The sequence below is a fragment of the Duganella hordei genome, assembly GCF_040369125.1.
In the GTDB taxonomy this organism is placed as follows: Bacteria; Pseudomonadota; Gammaproteobacteria; order Burkholderiales; family Burkholderiaceae_D; genus Rugamonas; species Rugamonas hordei.
In genome coordinates, this window is sequence record NZ_BPWI01000004.1 from 342,354 (window position 1) to 358,290 (window position 15,937).

11 protein-coding genes are annotated in these 15,937 nt (G+C 60.2%); 6 read left to right on the forward strand and 5 right to left on the reverse strand.

Annotated features, from left to right (window positions below; translation table 11 throughout):
* Positions 1-16: 16 nt before the first annotated feature.
* Positions 17-298: a hypothetical protein gene (locus ABWW33_RS12165; RefSeq protein WP_353401802.1), complete on the reverse strand. Its 282-nt coding sequence runs from the start codon at positions 296-298 to the stop codon at positions 17-19.
* Positions 299-468: 170 nt separating this feature from the next.
* Between ABWW33_RS12165 and ABWW33_RS12170 the strand changes: the two genes are divergently transcribed.
* Positions 469-1,437: a LysR family transcriptional regulator gene (locus ABWW33_RS12170; RefSeq protein WP_176653227.1), complete on the forward strand. Its 969-nt coding sequence runs from the start codon at positions 469-471 to the stop codon at positions 1,435-1,437.
* A 13-nt stretch (positions 1,438-1,450) separates the two neighbouring features.
* On the opposite strand, the gene ABWW33_RS12175 is transcribed toward ABWW33_RS12170, so the two are convergent.
* Positions 1,451-3,016, reverse strand: coding sequence for a methyl-accepting chemotaxis protein (locus ABWW33_RS12175; protein WP_176653226.1), 1,566 nt, complete (start codon positions 3,014-3,016; stop codon positions 1,451-1,453).
* 56 nt (positions 3,017-3,072) lie between these two features.
* Positions 3,073-3,528 (reverse strand): Lrp/AsnC ligand binding domain-containing protein, encoded by a 456-nt coding sequence (locus ABWW33_RS12180; protein ID WP_008443393.1) that lies wholly within the window; start codon positions 3,526-3,528, stop codon positions 3,073-3,075.
* A gap of 211 nt (positions 3,529-3,739) precedes the next feature.
* Here ABWW33_RS12180 and putA point away from each other — a divergent pair, with 211 nt between their 5' ends.
* A complete protein-coding gene (putA, locus tag ABWW33_RS12185; RefSeq protein ID WP_353401805.1) occupies positions 3,740-7,393 on the forward strand; it encodes a trifunctional transcriptional regulator/proline dehydrogenase/L-glutamate gamma-semialdehyde dehydrogenase in 3,654 nt (1,217 codons plus the stop codon).
* Positions 7,394-7,449: 56 nt separating this feature from the next.
* Here the strand turns inward: putA and ABWW33_RS12190 are convergent, their stop codons facing one another.
* Together ABWW33_RS12190 and ABWW33_RS12195 are read right to left on the reverse strand one after the other, a co-directional pair.
* Positions 7,450-8,136, reverse strand: a complete 687-nt coding sequence (locus tag ABWW33_RS12190; protein ID WP_353401807.1) for a 5'-methylthioadenosine/adenosylhomocysteine nucleosidase — start codon at positions 8,134-8,136, stop codon at positions 7,450-7,452.
* Between the two features lie 331 nt (positions 8,137-8,467).
* A complete protein-coding gene (locus tag ABWW33_RS12195) occupies positions 8,468-11,260 on the reverse strand; it encodes a bifunctional diguanylate cyclase/phosphodiesterase (RefSeq protein WP_353401809.1) in 2,793 nt (930 codons plus the stop codon).
* Positions 11,261-11,618: 358 nt separating this feature from the next.
* On the opposite strand from ABWW33_RS12195, the gene ABWW33_RS12200 reads away from it, so the two are divergent.
* From ABWW33_RS12200 to ABWW33_RS12215, 4 genes are all read left to right on the forward strand, one after another.
* Positions 11,619-12,656: an NAD(P)H-dependent flavin oxidoreductase gene (locus tag ABWW33_RS12200; protein WP_353401810.1), complete on the forward strand. Its 1,038-nt coding sequence runs from the start codon at positions 11,619-11,621 to the stop codon at positions 12,654-12,656.
* A 28-nt stretch (positions 12,657-12,684) separates the two neighbouring features.
* Complete coding sequence (locus ABWW33_RS12205; protein WP_353401812.1) at positions 12,685-14,313, forward strand: GMC family oxidoreductase; 1,629 nt, start codon at positions 12,685-12,687, stop codon at positions 14,311-14,313.
* A 123-nt stretch (positions 14,314-14,436) separates the two neighbouring features.
* On the forward strand, positions 14,437-15,207 hold the full coding sequence (locus ABWW33_RS12210; protein ID WP_353401814.1) for an ABC transporter ATP-binding protein: 771 nt from the start codon (positions 14,437-14,439) through the stop codon (positions 15,205-15,207).
* Positions 15,207-15,914, forward strand: a complete 708-nt coding sequence (locus ABWW33_RS12215) for an ABC transporter ATP-binding protein (RefSeq protein WP_176653220.1) — start codon at positions 15,207-15,209, stop codon at positions 15,912-15,914. Before ABWW33_RS12210 ends, ABWW33_RS12215 begins: the two co-directional genes overlap by 1 nt.
* Positions 15,915-15,937: the final 23 nt, after the last annotated feature.

Below are 15,937 nucleotides of genomic sequence, written 5' to 3' on the forward strand. Positions count from 1 at the left end.
TACCGCTGCTCAATATTTAAGCACGCGCAGCCATGGCACGCAATTCGGCGGCGTGGCTCGGCTCGCCTTCCATCGAATTCAACATCCGCTTCAGCATCATCGCATCGCGCATCTGGCGGCGGTGCAGGCGCTCTTCCTTGCTCAATTTCGGCTTGATCACCAGCATGGCGGCACGCGCCAGGCCGCGCAGCAGCGGCTTGAACAGCACCAGCAGGGCGCAGACGGCGCCGCTGGCCAGCGCCAGCTCACCGGCGGTCACGAGGGAAAAATTTTGTACAACTGAGATGATGGTAGACATGATGTAACGCTGCATTTAGAATCAAGTGTAACTATAGTGCAGCGCAACATAAGTATCCAATTTACTTCCCCGATAACAATTATGCGTTTGGTGAATGGAATACTTAATCGTTGACGAGAAATCCATATTTCTCGATACTGTATCGACCCCAACCCCACACCTGAGCCGACATGAGCTTTTTGACGCTGGACTTGAATTTGTTACGCGTCTTCGACGCCGTGATGACAGAGCAAAACCTGACACGCGCCGCCGGCCACCTGGCCATGACCCAGCCCGCCGTTTCCAACGCGATCAAGCGCCTGCGCGAGAGCCTGGGCGACGAATTGCTGATCCGCACCGCCTACGGCGTCAAGCCGACGCCGCGCGCCGAATCGCTGTGGCCGTCGGTGCGCAGCGCGCTGGCCAGCCTGGAAGCGGCCGTGGCGCCGGAAACCTTCGACGTGTCGGCCGCCCACGCCACCTTCCGCATGGCGATGGCCGACGCCACCGCCGCCTTCTGGCTGCCGTCGCTGATGCGTTCGATTGAGAGGGAGGCCCCGGGCGTCAACGTGCGCATGGTGCCGCTGACCACGCGCGAACCGCGGCCGATGCTGCTGCGCGGCGATATCGACCTGGCGGTGGGCTTCTTCCCCGGCGTGGCGGCGCAGCTGTCGTACGAAACCGGTTCGCCGATCCGCCACGAACGGCTGTATTCCGGCCATTACGTGTGCGTGATGCGGCGCGACCACCCGCTGTCCAAGGTCGACCTGACCTTGGACAACTATTGCAAGGCCAATCACCTGCTGGTGAGTTTTTCCGGCCGCGCGCACGGCCTGGTCGACGAGGCGCTGGCGCAGATCCAGCGCGAGCGCCGCATCCTGCTGACGGTGAACCAGTTCTTCACCGCCGGCCGCGTGGTGGCCAACTCGGACCTGATCACCGTGCTGCCGCGCCACCTGATCGCCTCGACCGGCATGACCGACGCGCTGATCTCGAAGGAGTTGCCGTTCCAGCTGCCGGCGGTCCACCTGGACATGCTGTGGCACGAGCGCGATGCGCGCAGCCCGGCCCACAAGTGGCTGCGCATGCATCTGGAAGGCATGAATTCCGTGACCCAGCGCACCGCGCCGGGCACCGCGCCCAAAAACGACACGTATTAAAAAGCGCTACCGATTACTTATGGCTGGAGCGGTAGCCGATGCGGAAACCGCCCCAGTGCTTGCCGTTCACATAAATCGGCGCCGACAGGTCGTGCATCACCTCCCCGGTGTCGCGCTTGTAGGTTTGCAGCAGGAAGGGCTTGGTGTTCGAGCCGCAGCGCTTGCCGGTACGGTCGCTGAAGATGCGCTTGGTGCGGTTGTTGACGATGTCGACATCGTAGTTGCCGGTCAGCGGCTGCGAAAACTTCTTGTTATGCGTTGGGAAATAGCCGTTGTTATCCACAGCGCCGGCGTAAGCCAGTTGCGGCATGGCCGCCAGCAGCGCTTCCTGCAGGACCGGCAGCACGCGGTCGGTGAAATCGTCGAAGCGGGTTTTATGCTTGGGCGGATCGGTGTTCGGGATCGGCGTGTAGCTGCGGTCGAACAGCGCCTCGCGCGTGATCTTGCCCGAGGCGATGGCCGACTCGAACAGCCGTCCCACATCTTCCGCCGCCTGCTGCGCGGCCATCCGGATCGGATCGTGCGAGGTCTCGATCGACGATTCGCCCAGCGCGCCGGTAATCACTTCGGCCCGCTCGGCCAGCGCCATCGCCGAACTGGCGGCGCGCGGCAATTCTTTCTCTGTGGATAACAGGCTGTCGCGGATGCTGGCGATGGCGGCGGCGATATCCTCGGTGGTGGCCACATGCTCGCGCGAGGCGCGGGCGATCTGGCCGATCTCGTCTTCCGACACGCCGGATGAGCGCTCGATATTGCCCAGCAAACCGTGCACCGTTTCCACGTTGCCGGCCGCGTCGCTGACCCTGGCCGCCAGCGAATTCATGCCGGTGGCGGCCTGCTCGGCCTGCTGGTTGATCTCGCGCACCATGGTGCTGATCTCGTCGGTGGCTTCCTTGGTGCGCAAGGCCAGCTGGCGCACCTCGCTGGCGACCACGGCAAAACCCCGTCCCTGCTCGCCGGCGCGCGCCGCTTCGATCGCGGCGTTCAGCGCCAGCAGGTTGGTGCGGGCGGAGATTTCGCTGATGGCCTCGGTGAAGCTGTAGATCTTGCGGGAATTCGATTGCAGGCTGGCCATGACGGCGGCCGCCGTCTGCGCTTCCTGGCGCGCCGCGCTGATGCGCTTGAGGCCATGGTCGGCCTCGGCGCGCCCGGCCACCGTTTCGCCGCGCACCTGGGCGGCGATCTCCGCCGCACGCTCGGCGTTGGCGGCGATACGCTCGGTGGTCTCGGCGTTTTGCCGCGAGCTCTGGACGATGCTGCCGGCGATGCCGACATCGAGCTCGATTTTCTTTTTGACCGAATCGACGAAGTAGGAGGTCTCGGCCGCGCCGATCATGATGGCGTCGATTTCTTCGCCGACCACATGGGCGAAGTGGCGTACGCCGCCCTCGTCGCTGTTTTGCCGGGCCGCCCACCAGGCGATCAGCGCGCCGGTCAACGCCGCCGGAGCGGCGGTATAAATCAGTGCGGCGCCATCGCCTGCCGCCAGGTTGAACAAATAAGCAAGGCAGGTTCCCCCAGCCGTCGCCGCCAAAAACCATAGTCCGCGTTGCACCAGCTTGTGCTGCAAAAGCTTCATTTGTCCCCCGTTTGACCCAGAACGCCTGGCGTCCCGACTAATTTATTTCCACGATGCTATTTTATGGGTAACTTGGTGGTATTCTTCACTTCTTCCATGACGGCGTAGGTGTGGGTCTCACGAACGCCTTTCTGGAGCAGGGTTTTACCGAGGAATTCCCGGTAAGCTGCCATGTCCTTGACGCGGGCTTTGACCAGGTAGTCGAAGCCGCCGGCGACCATGTGACATTCCAGTACTTCCGGAATCACCTGGACACTGTGTTTGAACGCGTCGAAGACTTCAGGGGTGGTGCGATCAAGCACTACCTCTATGAAGACGAGCAAGGATACATCAAGCAACTGTGGATTCAGTTGGGCGGTGTAACCCATGATGTAGCCGGACTCGTGCAACTTGCGCACGCGTTCCAGGCAGGCAGCCGGCGACAGGTTCACCCGCGCCGCCAGTTCGACATTGCTGATGCGGCCATCGCTCTGCAATTCCATCAAGATTTTCTTACTGATCTTGTCTAGCATTTCCGGGAACTCCTACATAAATATTATTTGGTTAAATTGTCTCACCAAAAACAATCTATTGCTAGCCCCCTGTATTACCAGAATTAATCCAGAAGAAATCACTCTACAATCGAATCATCAGTTGTTCTTCATTTTTACGCTCGCCGGCGGTCGCCGGTTGAGCGTTTTTTTGTAATGAGCCGCGCCAAAATTTCTATTCTGAGAGTGATTCATGCAAGCAGTTGTTTCCACCGGTTTTACCCCTTTTTCCGCGCTGCAAAACGAGATCCTGCGCGACCCGATTCCCCTGCGCGCAGCAGTGACGGCCGCCTATCGCCGCGATGAAGTTGACGCTGTTCAATGGCTGCTGGAACAGATCAAGAATAACGACGCCAACAGCCTGCAGCAGGCCCAACAACTGGCCCACAAACTGGTCAGCTCGGTGCGCGAGCAGCGCACCCGCGCATCCGGCGTGGATGCCCTGATGCACGAGTTTTCGCTGTCTTCCGAAGAGGGTGTGGCACTGATGTGCCTGGCCGAAGCTTTGTTGCGTATTCCCGACAATGCCACCGCCGACCGCTTGATTGCCGACAAAATCAGCAAAGGCGACTGGCGCAAGCACCTGGGCGAGTCGCCGTCGTTGTTTGTCAATGCGGCAACCTGGGGCCTGCTGATCACCGGCAAACTGGTCAGCACCAACAGCGAAACCGGCCTCGGCTCGGCGCTGAGCAAGCTGATCGCCAAGGGCGGCGAACCGCTGATCCGCAAAGGCGTGGACCTGGCGATGCGCATGCTGGGCAACCAGTTCGTCACCGGCCAGACCATCGACGAAGCGATCAAGAATGGCCTATCCAACGAAGCGCGCGGCTACCGCTACTCCTACGACATGCTGGGTGAGGCTGCGCTGACCGAGGCCGATGCCAAGAAGTACTATGCCTCCTACGAAACCGCGATCCACGCGATCGGCAAGGCATCGAACGGCCGCGGCATCAAGAACGGTCCCGGCATTTCGGTCAAGCTGTCGGCGCTGCACCCGCGCTACAGCCGCGCCCAGCGCGCCCGCGTGATGGAAGAACTGCTGCCACGCGTGCGCCAGCTGGTGCTGCTGGCCAAGCACTACAACATCGGCCTGAACATCGATGCGGAAGAGGCCGACCGCCTGGAACTGTCGCTGGACCTGATGGAAGCGATGGCCTACGACCCGGAACTGGCCGGCTTCGACGGCATCGGCTTCGTCGTGCAGGCTTATCAAAAACGCTGCCCGTTCGTCATCGACTACCTGATCGACCTGGCCAAGCGCAGCGGCCGCAAGTTCATGGTGCGCCTGGTCAAGGGCGCGTATTGGGATGCCGAGATCAAGCGCGCCCAGGTCGACGGCATGAGCGGCTATCCGGTCTACACGCGCAAGGTTTATACCGACGTGTCCTACCTGGTTTGCGCGCAAAAACTGCTGGGCGCGACCGACGTGATTTATCCGCAGTTCGCCACGCACAACGCGCAAACCTTGTCGACCATCTACACCTGGGCCAAGCGCGACGGCGTGACCGACTACGAATTCCAGTGCCTGCACGGCATGGGTGAATCGCTGTACGACCAGGTGGTCGGCAAGGACAACCTGGACAAGCCGTGCCGCATCTACGCGCCGGTCGGCACCCACGAAACGCTGCTCGCCTACCTGGTGCGCCGCCTGCTTGAAAACGGCGCCAACTCGTCGTTCGTCAACCAGATCGTCGACGAAGCGATCCCGGTCGATACGCTGGTCAAGGATCCGGTCGCGCAGGCGCGCGAGCAGGGGGGCCAGCCGCACACCGGCATCGCCCTGCCGCTGAACATGTTCGGCGACCGCAAGAACTCGACCGGCTTCGACCTGGCCAATGAAAACGTGCTGCGCGATATTTCGGCGGCACTGGCCGCGCCGCGCAGCTGGCATGCCGCTCCGCTGCTGGCGGGTGCGCTGAGTGCCGGCCAGCCGGTGCAGGACGTGACCAACCCGGCGCAGCGCAGCGACATCGTCGGCCAGCTGGTCGAAGCCAGCGCCGCCGACGTCGAAGCGGCGCTGGCCAGCGCCAGCAATTTCGCCATGGACTGGCAGACCACCGAGCCGTCGCTGCGCGCCGCCGCACTGAACCGCGCCGCCGACCTGTTCGAAGCCAACGCCATGGAACTGATGGCGCTGGCTATCCGCGAAGCGGGCAAATCGCTGCCGAACGCCATCGCCGAGCTGCGCGAGGCGGTCGATTTCCTGCGCTACTACGCGAATGAGGTGCATGGTTCGACCAACACGCTGGCGCTCGGCCCGGTGACCTGCATCAGCCCGTGGAACTTCCCGCTGGCGATCTTCACCGGCCAGGTGGCCGCGTCGTTGGCCGCCGGCAACGTGGTGCTGGCCAAGCCGGCCGAGCAAACGCCGCTGATCGCGCACCGCGCGGTCGAACTGCTGCATGAGGCAGGCATTCCGCGCGCCGCGCTGCAATTCCTGCCTGGCCGCGGCGAAGTGGTCGGCGCAGCGCTGACCGCCGACGCGCGCGTCAAGGGCGTGATCTTCACCGGCTCGACCGAAGTGGCGCAGCTGATCAACCGCACGCTGGCCAGGCGCGCCATCGCTGAAAACTGCGATATTCCGCTGATCGCCGAGACCGGCGGCCAGAACGCGATGATCGTCGATTCGTCGGCGCTGCCGGAACAGGTGGTGCAGGATGCGATTTCGTCGGCCTTCGACAGCGCCGGCCAGCGCTGCTCGGCGCTGCGCGTGCTGTTCCTGCAGGAAGATATCGCCGACAAGACCATCAAGATGCTCAAGGGCGCGATGCAGGAGCTGAAAGTCGGCAACCCGGACCGCCTGGTGACCGATATCGGCCCGGTGATCGACGCCGAAGCGCAGCAAAACCTGCTGGCGCACATCAACAAGCTGAAGGCTACGGCGCTGAATTACTTCTCGCTGGACCTGCCGGCCGCTGTGACGACCGCCGGCACCTTCGTGCCGCCGACCGTGATGGAGATCCGCTCGCTGGCCGAGCTGACGCAGGAAGTGTTCGGCCCGGTCCTGCACGTGATCCGCTACAAGCGCGCCGATCTGCCGGCACTGGTGGAGCAGATCAACGAAAGCGGCTTCGGCCTGACGCTGGGCATCCACTCGCGCATCGATGAAACCATCGACTACATCAGCTCGCGCGCGCATGTGGGCAACATCTACGTGAACCGCAACATTGTCGGCGCGGTGGTGGGTGTGCAGCCGTTCGGCGGCGAAGGCAAGTCCGGCACCGGCCCGAAGGCCGGCGGTCCGCTGTACCTGAAACGCCTGCAGCGCAGCGCAATAACGACGTCCCAGCACGAACGCCAGGCGACGCCGGGCCTGGATGCGCTGGCGGTCTGGTCGAAAATGCATGGCCACGAGCGTGTCGCGAGCCTGGCCGAACAGTACAGCCGCACGACGATGCTGGGTAGCCTGACCGTGCTGCCCGGCCCGACCGGCGAACGCAATACGCTGGCGCTGGTGCCGCGCGGTTCCGTGGTTTGCGTGGCCGAAACGCTGGCGGGCTTGTTGAACCAGATCGCCGCGGCACTGGCCACCGGCAATATCGCGCTGGTGGCGGAAGACAGTTCGAAACTGCTGCCTGGCGACCTGCCTGCGGTGGTCAAGGATCGCGTGCAAGTTGTCGGCAGCCTGCGGGACTTTGCCGGCGATTTCCAGATCGCCCTGGTCGAGACCATGCGGGTCGCTGGCCTGCGTGCCCAGCTGGCGGCCCGTAGCGGGGCGCTGGTGGGCTTGATCGACACCAACGAGGATGGTGCCATCCCCCTGTGGCGTTTGCTTGCTGAGCGTGCTCTGTGCGTCAATACGACGGCAGCCGGCGGCAATGCCAGCCTGATGACGCTGGAAGCGTAAGCTTTAACGATTACCTGTTGTTGTTTTAAGGGCCGGGATAAAACCCGGCCCTTTTTTTACGCCTTGCAGAAGTTTTCAATCACTTCAAAGGCGTAGCGGGAAGCCACCGTTTTGATGAAATGCATGAAGTCGACGGCGGCATCGTCGTTGGCGTTGTCCGAGATCGTGCGGATCACCGCAAACGGTATGCCCAGCTCGAAACACACTTGCGCCACGGCTGCGCCTTCCATCTCCACTGCCAATAAATCGGGCAATGCAGCCTTCAGGGCCTGAATCTGCGTCAGTTTGCCTATAAATTGATCACCGCTGGCGATCAAGCCGCGATGCACGCGCGAGGCCAGCTGGGCGGCGCCGGCCAGCCGGTCCGTCAACGCCCTGTCCGTGGCGAAGCGCGAGATGCCCGTCAGCGGGATCTCAAACTGTGGAAAAAGCGGGCTGGCATCGAAATCGTGCTGCACCAGCGATTCGGCGACCACGATATCCCCAACCCGTACATCTTTATCCCCGCTTCCGGCGACGCCGGTAAAGATGATGTGGGTAACTCCGAACTTTTCCACAAGGATGGAAGCTGTCATCGCTGCGGCAACCTTGCCTATACGCGACAGAACGCACACAGCGTCGATTTCCCAGAGTTTCCCGCCCGTGTACTCCCTCATGCCATGGACGAGCTTGTAGGGGCTCTGAAGGGCTTCTATCAGCCCATGCTGTTCTTCAGCCAACGCGCTGATGATGCCTAAACGCATGCTTTTCCTTGGTTTTCAATGTGGCGGCTGTGGATTTCCCGCTGTTTTTCCACAGCGGTTTTCAAAAAACGATCGATTTTAAGCGGTTTTTTGCTGTGCGAAGTGCTTTCAGAGCACGAGCAGGCCTTCAGATTTCGCGTTTTGTGGTTTAGTAGTTTACAAAAGATTTATATAAAAATAGTAGTAATAGTAAACGAGCAAAAGCCTGTGGATAAGTCCTGTATACGTTTACAAATCATTTGTTTACGAGAAAGATAAGCCGCTGCATAAGCGCTGTAACAGTTCAGGAGCAATTCTGTATAAAATATCGGCCTCCGGACAACTTGGGTGCTTACTCACAAGTCGTCCTGTGGATATCCAGCGAGTTATTCACAGGCGAGGTTCCGGTTTTGATCTTTTTCTCCAATTCTTCGGCTGAAATCGGCCTGGAAATCAGATATCCCTGTCCAAAATCGCAACCGGCAGCCTTGAGGGCGTCCATTTGTTGCGGCGTTTCGATGCCCTCGGCGATAACCTTGATGCCCAGCTTGTGCGCCATGGCGATAATTGCCTCGCAAAGGACGATGCCGTCCGTGCCATCGGCCAGATTGGAGACGAAAGTTGGATCGATCTTGATGTAATCGATATCGAAGCGCTTTAAAAACGCGACCGAGCAGTAGCCGGTGCCGAAATCGTCCAGCGAAATCTGCATATGGGCGTGCTGCAGCGCCAACATGCGTTCGGAAACCGAGTTGGCCGTGTCCAGCAGCAGGTTTTCCGTCACTTCGATGATGATGCTGTTGGGGTTGAGGTGCAATTCCTGCAAAAAATCCAGCCACTGCTGGTAGTTGCTGCCGTCGTCGCGGAACTGCCAGGAGGATTTGTTCACGCTGACCTGGAAATCGGGCAATCCCAGTGCCTGCAGCTTGTGCGCTTCTCGCGCGGCCTGCTTGAACACCCAGTCGCCGATGCCGACGATCATGCCGCTGCTTTCGGCGATGCCTATAAATTCAGCAGGATTCAGCAGTCCGCGTACCGGATGCTGCCAGCGCACCAGCGCTTCGGCCTTGCAGATGTTGCCGCTGTCCAGGTCGACGATCGGCTGGAACAGGATCCGCAGTTCTTCGTGATTGACCGCCTCGCGCAATTCGTTGACCAGGGTCATGCGCACGCGCGTGGCTTCCTGCATGAACGGCGCGAAATAATTGAAGCGGTTGCGGCCCTGCTGCTTGGCCGCGTACATGGCCTGGTCGGCGTTCTTGATTAAAGTTTCAGCATCGGCGCCGTCCTCCGGGTACAAGGTGATGCCGATGCTGCTCGAAATATGGGCAATGTGGTTGTCCGCCCCGTCGTCGAGGTCGAAAGGCGTGCTCATCTGCTTGAGGATTTCCTGCGCGATGCGCACCACATCGCCGGCATTGCGCAGCTCGCTCAAGATGACGGTGAACTCGTCGCCGCCCAGGCGGGCCACGGTATCGGTGCCGCGCACGGAATTGGACAGCCGTTTTGCCACTTCTTTCAGCAGCAGATCGCCTTTGTCGTGGCCCAGTGTGTCGTTGATTTCCTTGAAGTGATCCAGATCGACAAAGACCAGCGCCATCGGCAGGCCCGAGCGGTCGGTTTTTTTCATTTCCTGGCGCAGGTGCTCATGGAACATGCGCCGGTTTGGCAATCCGGTCAGCGCGTCGAAGTTGGCCTGGCGCCAGATTAATTCTTCGGATGCCTTCCTTTTGGTGATGTCGCTGAGCAGGGCGACGTAGCGGAAAGGATTTCCCAACTCGTCGTAGACGGTGTTGAAGCGCATCGCGACCAGGTATTCCTCGCCGTTCTTGTTCTGATGCCAGAGTTCGCCTTCCCATTGGCCGGACTGGGCGATCGATTCAAACATGCGCGTGTAGAAGCTCAGATCGTGGCGGCCGGAAGTGAGCTCATAGCCGCGGTGGCCGATCACTTCTTTTTCCGAGTAACCGCTGAGCGAAGAAAACGCCGGATTCACCGCCAGGATGCGGCCGTCCGCGTCGGTCACCATCATGCCTTCGCCGGAATTCTGGAACAGCAGCGCGGCCAGCTTCATGGATTCTTCGTTTTTGCGCCGCTCCTCCTCGTTGGCGAGCAGTTTTTGCTCCATCTCGCGGCTGGCCGTGTACATGGTGCGGTAGCGCAATTCGCGTTCTTCCTGCCTGGTGTAGGTGCGCAGCGAGAAGTGGCCAGCGCCTGCCATGAGCAGCAACAATATCGCCAGGCCGGCGCCGGCGATCAGATAGTTTTGCTGCAACAGCCTGGTCGCTTCCGAATCGTTGCTGCCAACAACGATCACCAGCGGAACATCCGCGAATACGCGGTAGCTGAAGACCCGGGTCAGCTTGTCGATGCTGCTGACGGTTTTGTAGGTGCCGGATTTGGCGCGGCGAACGTTGTCGAATAAGGCCGTCGGGCCCAGGTCGCGGGCAAATGCTTCCTCAAAATTCGGCGCGCGGGCAATCACTTTTCCACCAGCGTGTACCAATGTGATCGAGATGTCGGAACTGAAGCGAGAGTTTTCAAAAACGGTGGCGTAGCGGCTGACATTCAGTGGCGCGACGATTACGCCAAGGAATTCGCCTTTGGCGCTTTCCACGCGGCGGCTCAGGAAAAACAGTTTTTGCTTGCTGCGGCGACCTATCGCCGGCTCGCCAACGAATAATTTTCCGCGCATGGACTCGTTCAAATGGGCTTTGAAGTAATCGCGATCTCCGTAGGCGGTTCCGGCGACGTCGTTGTTGGTGGACGTGGCGACGATGTCGCCTTTGGTATCCAGGAATGTGATCCAGTATTCGCTGTTGAAACTTGATCCGCGTGAGGACAGTAGTTCCGACATCATTTCCGGCGAACGGCGTTGCTGCGGGTTCAGGACTTTGATGGCATTGGCAAAACCGAGCAATGACAGATCGATCGATTGAATCGAGTACCGCACATGGGCTTCCATTGCCTTGACGTAATGCTCGGTCTGGCTCTGAACGGAGAGCTCGCGTTCGATGTAAGCGGTGCGAAATTGCGTGACGACAAGCGCAATGGCAAGTGCCGCCATAAGCAAAAGGCCGGTGATCAGACGTCGCCGAAAGCGCAGATAAGCCGGCGACCGTAGATTTTTGCGTGGTGAGGACAAAAAATTCTCCGGCTGTGGCTGTTTGTTTGCCAACTTAGTATAGGGGAAAGAAGTCGTATCGGGTTGCCAAGGCGCTTGCGCCTGTGGTTTTTGGGTTTATGGTTTACTCTAAAGATGTAGATATAAAAATAGTAGTAGTTGTTAACGCAGACACTTTTCTGTGGATAAGTCCCCATTTTGGATTAGAATCAGGCGTTTACGCGCCGTATAAGCAGGCTCGAAAGCCGTGTATGAGCAAAGAACTGTTTTGGGATAAGAAAAACGGTCCCCAAAATTTTTTTGTTTACTCACATTTGGTGCCTGTGGATATCCATAGACTTATCCACATGTGAAAAACACCATTTGTGCGAGGTTTTCGATGAATTTGGCATCTGTTTTTCCGCATCCGATCATCCAGGGCCCTACCGCCGGTGCCGGCAATACGCCGGCCCAGGTGGCGGCCGTCTCCAATGCCGGCGGGCTGGGCACGCTGGCGTGTTCCCTGCTGTCGCCGGACACGATCCGCGAGCAAACCGCGCAAATCCGCGCGCTGACCGACAAGCCGTTCTGCCTTAATTTCTTTGTTCAGGGCATGCCTGAGCCGGATCCGGCGGAAGTGGCGCGCGCGGTGGAATGGCTCAAGCCGCTCTGGTCGTCGCTGGGCTGGACCGAACTTCCGGCGCCGGCCAAGTGGTGCGAAGACTTCGCGGCCCAGTTCGAAACCTTGATCGCGCTGCGCCCCGCCGTGGCCAGTTTCACGTTCGGCATTCTCAGCGAGGCGCAAATCAGGCGCCTGCATGATGCCGGCATCCTGGTTGTCGGCACGATTACCCACGCCGATGAAGCGCTGGCCTGGCAGAGCAGGGGCGCCGACGCGGTGATCGCCTCCGGAACGGACGCGGGCGGACATCGCGGCACCTTCATCGGTGCGCAGGAAGACGCCAAGCTGACCACTTTCGAGTTGCTGCCGACGGTGGTCGCGGCCGTGCATATTCCGGTGATCGCGGCCGGCGGCATCATGAGCGGCGCCGACATCAAGCGCGCGCTGGATGGCGGCGCGCAGGCGGTGCAGATGGGCACGGCGTTTCTGGTCACGGACGAGTGCGCCATCAACCCGCACTACAGGCAACGGCTGTTGACGGCCGGGGATCATCCGACCCGGCTGACGAGGACGTTTTCCGGCCGCTACGCGCGCGGGCTGGAAAACCGCTTGATGCGCGAGCTTGCGCCGGTGGAGAAGCAACTCCCCGCATATCCTATTCAAAATGCGCTAACCACGCCTATTCGTGCCGAAGCAGCCAAGCGTGGCGATACCGAACTGATGTCGCTCTGGTGCGGCACCGGCGTATCGCGCGCGCGGCCCATGCCGGCGGCGAAACTGGTCGAAACCTTGATCGCGGAGTTGAACGCGGCCTGACGGAAACACCACCCTGGAGGAGCAGTTTTTGGAATCAGCAGGCACATACGATTACATCATTATTGGTGCAGGGTCAGCGGGTTGTGTATTGGCAAACCGACTGAGTGCGAACAGGGAAGCGAATGTCCTGCTCATCGAGGCAGGCGGCAGGGACGATTATGTGTGGATACACATACCCGTCGGCTACCTGCATTGCATAGACAATCCGCGGACGGACTGGATGTTCCGTACGGAAGCCGATCCCGGGCTGGGCGGCCGCAGCCTGCTTTACCCGCGCGGCAAAGTGCTCGGAGGCAGTTCCTCCATCAACGGCATGATCTACATGCGCGGCCAGGTCGGCGACTACGACCGCTGGGCGGACCTGACCGGCGACGACAGCTGGCGCTGGCAGTCGGTGCTGCCCTTGTTCAAGAAGAGCGAGGATTACCACGGCGGCGCGTCGGAAAATCATGGCGCCGGCGGTCCGTGGCGCGTGGAAAAGCAGCGCTTGTCGTGGCGCATACTGGACGCCTTTCGCGACGCGGCCGAACAAACCGGCATCCAGAAGGTGGACGATTTCAATCGCGGCGACAACGATGGTTGCGGCTACTTCGAGGTCAATCAAAAACGCGGCATACGCTGGAATACGGCCAAGGCGTTTTTAAAACCGGCGGCGAAACGGCCTAACCTGACCATCATGACGGGCTGCCACGTGGAACGCCTTATCATTGAAAAAGGCGAGAGCGGCACCGTTTGCAAAGGCGTGATTTTCACCGGCGGCGGCACCCAGTTCAGCGCCACCGCAGAGAAGGAAACCCTGCTGGCGGCTGGCTCCGTTGGCAGTCCGCAGATTTTGCAGTGCTCCGGCATCGGCGCCGCGGCGATGCTGAACCAGCATGGCATTGCGACGATGGCCGACCTGCCCGGCGTCGGCGAAAACCTGCAGGACCATCTGCAGCTGCGCATGATCTACAAAGTCGGCGGCGGCGCGCGCACCTTGAATACGATGGCGTCCAACTGGTTCGGCAAGATGAAAATCGGCCTTGAATATGCGCTGTTCCAGAGCGGGCCGATGTCGATGGCGCCGTCGCAGCTGGGGGCGTTCGCCCGGTCCGATGCCGGCCAGGCCACGCCGAATCTGCAATATCACGTGCAGCCTTTGTCGCTGGAAAAGTTTGGCGATCCGCTGCACGCTTTCCCCGCATTCACGGCCAGCGTTTGCAATCTGCGGCCGACGTCGCGCGGTCATGTGCGCATCGCCAGCGCCGATTCGTATGCGCCGCCGAAAATCTCGCCGATGTACTTGAGCACCGCGGAAGACCGCAAAGTGGCCGCCGCCGCGCTGACCTTGACGCGCCGCATCGCCGCCGCGCCGGCGCTGCAGAAATACGCGCCGGAGGAATACAAGCCCGGCATCCACTATCGCACGGAGGAGGAATTGGCCGACGCGGCGGGGGCGATCGGCACCACGATTTTCCATCCGGTGGGCACCTGCAAGATGGGCCGCGCCGACGATCCGGGCGCTGTGGTCGACAGCCAATTGCGTGTAATTGGAGTACGCGGCCTGCGCGTGGTCGATGCTTCCGTGATGCCTTTCATTACCTCAGGAAATACCAACTCTCCCACCATCATGATCGCTGAGAAAGCTTCAGAAATGATTCGTTCAGAGTGGAAATGAAAGACCGGCCCCGTTAGGCTTAGATCAAAAGTCAACCGTAGTTATACTGTATTGTTAGCCAATTTGTTACTGTGTATGATCTAAAAAAATTTAGTAGTTTGAAAAGAATAACTGGGAGACAGGATGTCCGGCGTTATCTTGGAAACAAAGAATCTGACCAAGGAATTCAAGGGTTTTACCGCGGTCAATGATGTCAATCTCAAAGTGCAGCGCGGCCACATCCACGCGCTGATCGGTCCCAATGGCGCCGGCAAAACCACATGCTTCAATTTGCTGACCAAGTTCCTGGTGCCCACTTCCGGCCAGATCCTGTTCAACGGCAAGGACATCACCGCCGCCAAGCCGGCGCAGATCGCCCGCATGGGCGTGATCCGTTCGTTCCAGATTTCGGCGGTGTTTCCGCACCTGACGGTGTTGCAGAATGTGCGCATCGGCCTGCAGCGCCAGCTGGGCACCAGCTTCCACTTCTGGCAAAGCGAGCGCGCGCTGGACAAGCTCAACGACCGCGCCATGCAGCTGCTGGCCGAGGTCGACCTGACCGAATTCGCCGACACCGTCACCGTCGACATGCCTTACGGCCGCAAGCGCGCTTTGGAGATCGCCACCACGCTGGCGATGGAACCGGAGCTGATGCTGCTTGATGAACCGACCCAGGGCATGGGCCACGAAGACGTGCACCGCGTGACCGAGTTGATTAAAAAAGTGTCGGCCGGCCGCACCATCCTGATGGTCGAGCACAACATGAAAGTGGTGTCCGGCATCTGCGACAAGATCTCCGTTTTGCAACGCGGCGCGATGCTGGCGGAAGGCACGTATGCGGAAGTTTCGAATAATCCACAAGTGATGGAAGCGTATATGGGTACAGAAGCCGCCGTGCTGGAAGGAGCCCACTGATGACGGCCGCTCTGGAAATTTCGAACCTGCAAACCTGGTATGGCGAATCGCACATCCTGCACAACGTCAATTTGACGGTGCAGCCGGGCGAAGTGGTCACGCTGCTGGGCCGCAACGGCGCCGGCCGCACCACCACGCTGCGCTCGATCATGGGCTTGACCGGCGCCCGCAAGGGCTCGATCAAGGTCAACGGCGCGGAATCGATCGGTTTGCCGACGCACAAAATCGCCCACCTCGGCATCGGTTATTGCCCGGAAGAGCGCGGCATCTTCTCGTCGCTGTCGACCGAGGAAAACCTGCTGTTGCCGCCGCAGTTGTCCACCGGCGAGAAGGGCATGTCGGTCGAGGAAATCTACGCGATGTTCCCTAACCTGGAAGAGCGCAAGCACAGCCAGGGCACGCGCCTGTCCGGCGGCGAACAGCAGATGCTGGCGGTGGCGCGCATCCTGCGCACCGGCGCGCGCCTGCTGTTGCTCGATGAAATTTCGGAAGGCCTGGCGCCGGTCATCGTGCAAGGCCTGGCGCGGATGATCACGACGCTGAAATCCAAGGGATACACCATCGTCATGGTGGAACAGAATTTCCGGTTTGCCGCCCCGCTGGCGGACCGGTTTTATGTGATGGAACACGGTCAAATCGTTGAGACCTTTGTTGCATCAGAACTGAGCGCCAAGATGCCGGTGTTGACCGAGCTTCTGGGCGTGTAAGCAAGTGGAAAAAAATAAGCAAT